The 7,528-nt window shown below is 73.6% G+C and carries 7 protein-coding genes; 5 read left to right on the top strand and 2 right to left on the bottom strand.

The window, feature by feature from the left end; genetic code table 11:
• The first annotated feature begins 106 nt into the window (after positions 1–106).
• Positions 107–460 (top strand): cupin domain-containing protein, encoded by a 354-nt coding sequence (locus tag AC07AZ_RS31585; RefSeq protein WP_478853806.1) that lies wholly within the window; start codon positions 107–109, stop codon positions 458–460.
• A gap of 153 nt (positions 461–613) precedes the next feature.
• Here the strand turns inward: AC07AZ_RS31585 and AC07AZ_RS31590 are convergent, their stop codons facing one another.
• Positions 614–1,609 (bottom strand): LacI family DNA-binding transcriptional regulator, encoded by a 996-nt coding sequence (locus AC07AZ_RS31590; protein WP_478853808.1) that lies wholly within the window; start codon positions 1,607–1,609, stop codon positions 614–616.
• A gap of 208 nt (positions 1,610–1,817) precedes the next feature.
• Here AC07AZ_RS31590 and AC07AZ_RS31595 point away from each other — a divergent pair, with 208 nt between their 5' ends.
• Complete coding sequence (locus tag AC07AZ_RS31595) at positions 1,818–2,993, top strand: Gfo/Idh/MocA family protein (protein WP_478853810.1); 1,176 nt, start codon at positions 1,818–1,820, stop codon at positions 2,991–2,993.
• A gap of 97 nt (positions 2,994–3,090) precedes the next feature.
• On the opposite strand, the gene AC07AZ_RS31600 is transcribed toward AC07AZ_RS31595, so the two are convergent.
• Positions 3,091–4,125 carry a LacI family DNA-binding transcriptional regulator gene (locus tag AC07AZ_RS31600; RefSeq protein WP_478853812.1) on the bottom strand — a complete coding sequence of 345 codons (1,035 nt, stop codon included), beginning with the start codon at positions 4,123–4,125 and terminating at the stop codon, positions 3,091–3,093.
• 105 nt (positions 4,126–4,230) lie between these two features.
• Here AC07AZ_RS31600 and AC07AZ_RS31605 point away from each other — a divergent pair, with 105 nt between their 5' ends.
• The 3 genes from AC07AZ_RS31605 to AC07AZ_RS31615 all read left to right on the top strand — a co-directional run bounded on the left by AC07AZ_RS31605 (position 4,231) and on the right by AC07AZ_RS31615 (position 7,411).
• Positions 4,231–5,397 (top strand): phytanoyl-CoA dioxygenase family protein, encoded by a 1,167-nt coding sequence (locus tag AC07AZ_RS31605; RefSeq protein ID WP_478853814.1) that lies wholly within the window; start codon positions 4,231–4,233, stop codon positions 5,395–5,397.
• Between the two features lie 15 nt (positions 5,398–5,412).
• Entirely contained in the window at positions 5,413–6,189 is a 777-nt protein-coding gene (locus tag AC07AZ_RS31610) for an SDR family oxidoreductase (RefSeq protein ID WP_478853816.1), read from the top strand.
• Between the two features lie 217 nt (positions 6,190–6,406).
• Positions 6,407–7,411: a Gfo/Idh/MocA family protein gene (locus AC07AZ_RS31615; protein ID WP_478853818.1), complete on the top strand. Its 1,005-nt coding sequence runs from the start codon at positions 6,407–6,409 to the stop codon at positions 7,409–7,411.
• Positions 7,412–7,528: the final 117 nt, after the last annotated feature.

Raw genomic sequence — 7,528 nt, forward strand, 5'->3', positions numbered from 1 at the left:
CCCCCCCCCCCCCCCCCCCCCCCCCCCCCCCCCCCCCCCCCCCCCCCCCCCCCCCCCCCCCCCCCCCCCCCCCCCCCCCCCCCCCCCCCCCCACTAAGGTCGCCGCATGAGCCTCAGTCCGCACAGTTTCGCCGTCCACATCCCCGACGCCGAGCTCGAACCCGAGCCGCTTGCCGCCGGGCAGATCGTCTCCGGGACGCCCGAGGTGACCGGGAAGGTCGTGTGGGAGTCGGCCGACGGCCGCCAGGTCAGGGGCATCTGGCAGATCACCCCGGGCGTGGTCACCGACACCGAGGCGGACGAGCTCTTCGTCGTGATCAGCGGTTCCGCCACCATCGAGATCGCGGACGGGCCGACGCTGACCGTCGGGCCCGGCGACATGGCGGTGCTGCGCGAGGGCGACCGTACGACCTGGACGGTGCACGAGACACTGCGCAAGGCGTACGCCGTCAACCTGTAGGCCGTATGCGACAACCTGTAGGCCGTCTGCGGCAACTGAAGCCCGTATGCGGCGACCCGTAGGCCGTCTGCGGCTCTTGGCGTCTCCTGCCCGAGCGGTCTAGGCGCGCCCGCCCCCGGGGGCGCGATCAGGTTCCGGATCGGGTCCGGCCGCTCACGGTGGCGCGGTGGTGCCCCTGATCTCCAGGGCAGGGGCCGTCAGATGGACCTCGCCCGCTCCCCCGGGGTTGTCGAAGCGGGCCAGGAGGCGGCGGGCGGCGCGGCGGCCGACCTCGTGGCCGGCGTTGTCCACGGTGGTGAGCCACAGGTGGCGCAGCCGGGAGATGCTCGTGTTGTCGTAGCCGGTCACCGACAGGTCGTGGGGGACCCGCAGGCCGAACTCCTCGGCGGCCGACAGCGCGCCGACCGCCGCGATGTCGTTGACGGCGAGGACGGCGGTGGGCCGGCGCGGCCGGCCCAGCAGCCGGACGGTGCCGCGGTGTCCGCCCTCCTCCGTCATGTCGGCGGGCTCGACCATCGCCTCGCCGGCGAGGCCGTGCGCGCGCATGGTCGCCTCGAAGCTGCGCCGGCGCAGCTCACCGACGGCTCCGTAGCCCGCGAGGTGCGCGATGCGGCGGTGGCCGAGGCCGATGAGGTGCTCGGTGGCCAGCCTGGCACCCTGCTCGTCGTCGCCCGCGACGACGTCGACGCCGGGCGGCACCGGTTCGCGGGCGCCGGCGACGACGACGGGGATCCGCTCGGCGACCGCCCCGAGGGCGGCCGGGTCGGGCAGCGTACCGACCACGACCAGGCCGTCGACCCGCAGGTCCAGGAAGGGACCGGCCGGGTCCTGACCGGTACGGCGGTTCAGGCGGGCGTCGGCGAGCAGCATGTGCAGGCCGTGGTCGTGCAGCAGGGGGTTCAGACCGTCCAGGAGGTCCACGTACCAGGGGTTGCGCAGGTCGTGGAGCAGGACGCCGACGGTGCGGGTGCGCTGTTCGCTCAGGCTGCGCGCGGCCGTGTTGGGGCGGTAGCCCAGTTCGCGTACGGCGCGCAGCACGGCCTCGCGCTTCTCCGGCCGCACCTGACCGGAGCCGCGCAGCACCAGCGACACCAGTGACTTGGAGACGCCGGCGTGGTCGGCCACGTCGCGGATGGTCGGCGCTCTCATGTCATGGACCGTTCCATGGGCCCGTCCGCTTGTCAAAGGGCGGGCAGTCGGGGCCGGAGCTCCGCTGTGCCCCCGTTCGGGGGGTTGACAGCGGCCGTGGGCGCGCTCAGGGTGGGCCGGACAGAACATGGACCGGTCCAAAAGGTGGACCGGTCCACAACGCGGGGACCGGCCAGCACGGTTCGAGGAAGTCCGAAGAGGGGCTGTCATGGTGGATGCGCCGGCGGACGGGTTCGGAGTCGCGGTCGTCGGGTTCGGGTGGATGGGCCGGGTGCACACCCAGGCGTACCTCCGCGTCCCGCACCACTATCCGGAGCTGCCCCTGCGCCCGAGGCTGGTGGCGGTCGCCGAGGAGGTGCCCGGCCGGGCCGAACAGGCCGCCGCGCAGTTCGGGTTCGCCTCGGCCACCCGTGACTGGCGCGAGGTGGTCGCCGATCCGCGGGTCGAGGCTGTGAGCATCACCGCCCCCAACTTCCTGCACCGGGAGATCGGGGTGGCGATGGCCGAGGCCGGCAAGCACATCTGGATCGAGAAACCGGTGGGCCTGACGGCGGCCGACGCGCGGGCGGTCGCCGACGCCGTCGCCCGGGCCGGTGTCCAGGGCGCGGTGGGCTTCAACTACCGCAACGCGCCCGCCGTCGAGGCGGCCCGCGAGCTGATCGCGTCCGGGGAGATCGGCACGGTCACCCATGTCCGCGTCCGTCTGTTCAGCGACTACGCGGCGCATCCGCAGGGCGCCCTGACCTGGCGCTACGAGCGGGAGCGCGGCGGCAGCGGAGTGCTGGGCGACCTCGCCTCGCACGGCGCGGACCTGGCCAGGCACCTGCTCGGCGACATCGCGTCACTGACCGCCGACACCGCGGTCTTCGTGCCGCGCCGGGCCCGTCCGACAGGCGCGACCGCCGGCCACTCCCGGGCCGAGGGCGGTGAACTCGGCCCGGTCGAGAACGAGGACTACGTCAGCTGTCTGCTGCGTTTCGCCTCCGGTGCCCGCGGAGTCCTGGAGGCGTGCCGCGTCTCGGTGGGCGAGCAGAACAACTACGGCTTCGAGGTGCACGGCACCAGGGGCGCGGTGTTCTGGGACTTCCGGAGGATGAACGAGCTCGGCGTCAGCCGCGGCACGGCCTACCAGGACCAGCCCGTCAGTACGGTGTATGTCGGCCCGGGCGACGGGGAGTTCGGCGCCTTCCAGCCGGGCGCCGCCAACGCCATGGGCTACGACGACCTCAAGGTCGTGGAGGCCCACCGGTTCCTGCGCTCCGTCGCCGAGGGAAGGCCGTACGGGGCGACCCTGCCGGACGCCGTGCGCAGCGCCGCCGTACTGGACGCGATGGCGCGTTCCGCCGCCGGCGGCGCCTGGGTCGACCTGGAGGCGGCACCGTGACGGGACGGCGCGACCGGGCCACAGCGTGAGGGGTCCGGCCGGCGCGGTCGCCTGCCGGCGCCCGGGCGGCGCGGGACGGGCCGCGCCGCGCGCAAGGTCAGCCGGACGGCGCCCGCGGCGGCAGGTTGTACGGCGTGACCACCTGGATCGCCGACGGCAGGGTGGGCCCCGCCGGCGGCAGCGCGCCGTGCGCCCGCATCACGATGTGACAGGCCTCCCGCATGTCGCGGCGCAGGTCGTGGTGGAGGACGACGGACAGCCGCTGCTCGCGCAGCAGCCGGGTGTTGTCGTGGTCGAGGTCGTGGGCGATGAACACCGCGCACTCCCGGCCCAGGTCCGCGAAGGCCCGCAGGGTGGCGATGTTGCCGCCGCCGATGGAGTACACGGCCCTGATCCGCGGGTCGCGTTCCAGGGCGGCGCGGACGAGGTCGTACTGGGTGGCGTCCAGGCCCTGCCCCTCGGTGATCTCGACCAGGGCCCGGTCCGGGTGCCCGGCGCGCATGGCGCTGCGGAAACCCATCTCGCGTTCCTCCTCGTTGCGGAAGAAGCCGCTGCTGAGGCTGGTGAGCACGTTGCCGGGGCGCTCGCCCAGCCACTGGCCCATCAGATAGGCGGCCGTCGCGCCCGCCGCCCGGTTGTCGATGCCGACGTAGGCGAGCCGCGCCGTGGAGGGCAGGTCCGTCACCAGGGTCACCACGGGGATGCCGGCGTCCGCGATCCGGCCGACCGCCGCGGCGACCTCGGGGACGTCGGGTGCCTTGAGGATGACACCCTGCGAGCCGCGCCGGGCGATCCGGTCCAGGATCCGGGTCAGCTCCGCCACCGGGCCGGTCTCCCGGAAGTGGAAGCGCGAGCGCACGACGGCGGGGTGCAGGCCCGGCAGTTCGGCCTCCAGGGCGGCCCGTACGGCGGTGGAGAACCGCTCCGGGGTCTGCATGACGATGTCGACCATGAAGGTACGGCCGACCAGCCGGACCTGGGTGCGCTGGCGGTCCAGGTCGGCGATGGCCTGCCGGACCTCCTGCGCGGTGCTCCCCCGCACCCCACCGCGGCCGTTGAGGACCCGGTCCACGGTGGCTTCGCTCAGGCCCGCCTGACGTGCGATCTCCCGGATCGGGAAAGGGTGGCCCATGCGGAGGCTCCTTGAGGGGTTTTTGACGGTTGCCTGCCGGTTGTTCGACGGCTTTGTACTGACAAGAATGACAGAGCCGTATCGCTCAGCGCCGAAGGGACGACGATGTCCTTCCTCTCCGTACGACGACGTGCGTGGCTGTCCGAGCAGGACTGTGACCTCGACGTCCTCCGCGCCCTCGTGGAGCGGACCACCGACCTCGCCGACTTCCCGCACGCCTCGTCCGTGACCCGGAACGTGCTCGTCTACGACAGTGAGCGGCTGCGCGGGCTCCCGGACCGCCGGGACGTGCGGGCCGAACTCGTGCGCGCCCTCGACGAGGGGCCCGGCATCGTGGTCCTGCGGGGCGTGTTCACCGAACCGGCGGTCGTCGACCGGCTCACCGCCGTCTTCGACGCCCTGATCGCCGGGCAGCGCGCCTCGGGCGCGAGCGCCGGTGACCACTTCGCCGCGCCGGGCGCCAACGACCGGGTCTGGAACGCGCTGGAGAAGGCCGCCCGGCACGACCCCGAGGCGTTCGCCGACTACTACGCCAACGACATGCTGGCGCTGGTCCCGGCCGCCTGGCTCGGCCCCGGCTACCAGGTCACCTCGCAGGTCAACGTGGTCAACCCGGGCGGAGCCGCGCAGAGCGCGCACCGCGACTACCACCTGGGGTTCCTCTCGAACGAGGCGGCGGCCGCGTATCCCGCGCACGTACACCGCCTCTCCCCGGTGCTCACCCTCCAGGGGGCGGTCGCGCACTGCGACATGCCCGTGGAGTCGGGCCCGACGATGTACCTGCCGTACTCGCAGTCCTACGAACCGGGTTACCTCGCGTGGCGACTGCCCGAGTTCCAGGCGTACTTCGAGGAACGGTACGTCCAACTCCCGTTGGCCAAGGGCGACGCCGTCTTCTTCAACCCCGCGCTGTTCCACGCCGCCGGCACCAACCGCTCCCCCGACATCCGGCGCACGGCCAACCTGCTCCAGGTGTCCTCCGCGTTCGGGCGGGCCATGGAGACGGTGGACCGCGAGGCGGTCGTCAACGCCGTGTTCCCCGTGCTGCTGCGGCGCGCCGCCGAGGGGGCCGGCGAGGAGTGGCTGGACCGCGTGATCGCCGCGAGCGCCGAGAGCTACCCCTTCCCCACCAACCTCGACCGCGATCCGCCGGTCGAGGGTCTCGCACCGCCCTCCCAGGCGGACACGGTGCGGCGGGCGCTGCGCGAGACGTGGGCGCCCGCGGCGCTGCGCGACGAACTCAAGGCCGCCGCCGTGCGGCGCCAGAGCTGAAAGGGCCGTCCACTCATGGGACTTCTCGACGACAGGATCGTCCTCGTCAACGGCGGCAGCCAGGGGGTCGGCGCCGCCATCGCGCGGGCCGCGGCCCGCGAGGGCGCCGCGGTCGCCGTGACCGGGCGGCGCCCGGAGCCGGGCGAAGCCCTGGTGGCCGAGCTGACGGCTCTCGGCACCAAGGCGATGTTCGTACGCGCCGACCTCGCCGACGCCGAGCAGGCGAAGGCGTCGGTGGCCTCGGTGGTCGCCGCGTACGGCCGCGTCGACTGCCTGGTCAACTCCGCGGGGCTCACCTCGCGGGGGACGCTGCTCGACACCACGCCGGAACTGTTCGACCAGCACATCGCGATCAACCTCCGCGCGCCGTTCTTCGCGATGCAGGCGGCGGTCGCGGACATGGTGGCGCGTGAGGCTCCCGGCACGGTCGTCAACATCATCACCTCGTCGGCGCACGGCGGTCAGGCGTTCCTGGCGCCGTACGTGGCGGCCAAGGCCGGGCTGATCGGCCTGACCCGCAACGCAGCGCACGCCCACCGCTGGGACCGCGTCCGGATCAACGGCCTGAACATCGGCTGGACGGCCACCGAGGGCGAGGACGCGACACAGCGGGCCTTCCACGGCGCCGGGGACGACTGGCGCGAGGAGGCGGCCGCCCGCCTCCCCATGGGCAGACTCGGCCAGCCCGACGAGATCGCTGACTTCGTGGTCCTCCTCCTCTCCGACCGCTCAGGCGTGGTCACCGGTTCGGTGATCGACTGGGACCAGAACGTACTGGGCGGCCTGGACTGACCCCGCAACGCAGCCCGGCGCCCACCGTCAGCCCGTCCGGCATCCGAGGACAGGCACCACCAACAACCCGCCCGGCGTTCGAGGACGAGCCCGAAGAGCGACCGGGGCCCGGGACGGAGCGCCCCGGCAACGGACAGCACACCCCCAGCACCTCGCACCTCGCACCTCGCACCTCGCACCTCGCACCTCGCACCCACTCACGAAAGCAGCGGAGCTCATGCGCATCGGAATCCTCGGCCTCGGCCGCATCGGCGCCTTCCACGCCGAGACCCTCTCCGGCCTCGACGCGGTCGACTCCCTCGTCCTCGCCGACCCGTTCGCGGACGCCGCCAAGGTCGCCGCCGAGCGGTTCGGCGGCGAGGTCGCGGACTCGCCCGAGGCGGTGCTCGCCGCCGGGGTGGACGGTGTCGTGGTGGCCGCCGCGACGGACGCCCACCCCGGTCTGATCCTCGCCGCCGTCGAGGCGGGCATCCCCGTGTTCTGCGAGAAGCCCGTCGCCCGCACGATGCCGGAGGGCGTCGCGGTGCTCAAGGCGGTGCGCGGCAGTGACGTGCCCATCCAGATCGGCTACAACCGCCGCTTCGACGCCGGGTTCGTGGCCGCCCGGGAAGCGGTGCGCGCCGGTGAACTGGGCAAGCTGCACACCGTACGGTCGACCACGCTGGACCCGGCGCCGCCGCCGGCCGCGTACGTCGCCGGCTCCGGCGGCATCTTCCGGGACTGCTCGGTGCACGACTTCGACATCATCCGCTGGGTGACCGGCCGCGAGGTGACCGAGGTGTACGCCGTGGGCGGCAACCGGGGTGCCGAGTACATCAGGGAGGCCGGTGACGCCGACACCACGGGCGCGCTCCTCACCCTGGACGACGGCACGATCGCCGTCATCTCCAACAGCCGCCACAACGCGCGGGGTTACGACGTCCGGATGGAGCTGCACGGCTTCACGGACTCCATCGCGGTGGGGCTGGAGGACAAGCTGCCGCTGCGGTCGGTGGAACCCGGGGTGACCTTCCCGGCGGGCACTCCGCACGACTTCTTCATGGACCGCTTCACGGCGGCCTACCGGGCCGAACTCACCGCGTTCACCGAGGTGGTGGCCGGGAGCCGGCCCTCGCCGTGCACGGTGGCGGACGCGCTGGAGGCGGGGTGGATCGCGGAGGCGTGCACGCTGTCGCTGCACGAGCACCGGCCGGTGACGATCGCGGAGGTCCGCTCCGTCTGACGGAGTTCTCCCGCGCGGGCGCGCGAACTGCGAGCACGGGCACGGGGGGGGGGGGGGGGGGGGGGGGGGGGGGGGGGGGGGGGGGGGGGTTTGTGTGGGTGTTGTGGTGTGGGTGGT

It is taken from the genome of Streptomyces sp. NPDC043878 (genome assembly GCF_056435735.1).